The organism is Myxococcus llanfairpwllgwyngyllgogerychwyrndrobwllllantysiliogogogochensis (assembly GCF_006636215.1).
In the GTDB taxonomy this organism is placed as follows: Bacteria; Myxococcota; Myxococcia; order Myxococcales; family Myxococcaceae; genus Myxococcus; species Myxococcus llanfairpwllgwyngyllgogerychwyrndrobwllllantysiliogogogochensis.
This window is the reverse complement of record NZ_VIFM01000675.1, coordinates 1-521: the sequence shown is the minus strand read 5'-3', so window position 1 is coordinate 521 and position 521 is coordinate 1. Positions and strand designations below refer to the sequence as shown.

The 521-nt window shown below is 64.5% G+C and carries 1 protein-coding gene; it reads right to left on the bottom strand.

Annotated elements, in window-relative coordinates:
• Positions 1 to 521: hypothetical protein (locus FJV41_RS55425; RefSeq protein WP_220137995.1), on the bottom strand; the 521-nt coding region annotated here is incomplete at both ends.

Here is a 521-nt window from a genome sequence, read left to right as displayed (position 1 = left end):
GGCCCTGGGTGAACCCCGCCAGCCGGTCGCGCGACGGCGACAGCCGCGGCTGGCCGCCGAGAAACCAGAACTCGTCCGCATGCTGAGGCGCGATACGGGAGATCAGCTCGGCCGTTGGGGTGACCGAGTCGGTCATCACCAGCGGCAGGGCGCTGTCGCTGGGGGAGCGGTCAAACAGCACCACCGGCAGCTGTTCGCTGAGCTTCTGATAGTCGGCATCGCTGTGCATACAAGAGGCGACAATCAGGCCGTCGACCTGGCGGGCGATCATGTTATTGACCACCACGCTCTCCTGACCTGGGTTTTCGTCGGTGCAGGAGATAAGCAGCTGCACGCCGGCTTCCCGGCAGATCGTCTCAAGCTCGTGGGAGAAAACGGCAAACCCGTAGTTGGTGATCTCCGGCACCACCAGACCAATGGTATGGCTGCGGTTATCGCGCAGCGAGCGCGCGTGAATGCTCGGCTGATAGTGCTGTTCGCGAGCGATCGCCAGTACGCGCTCGCGCGGCTCCTGCTCCACG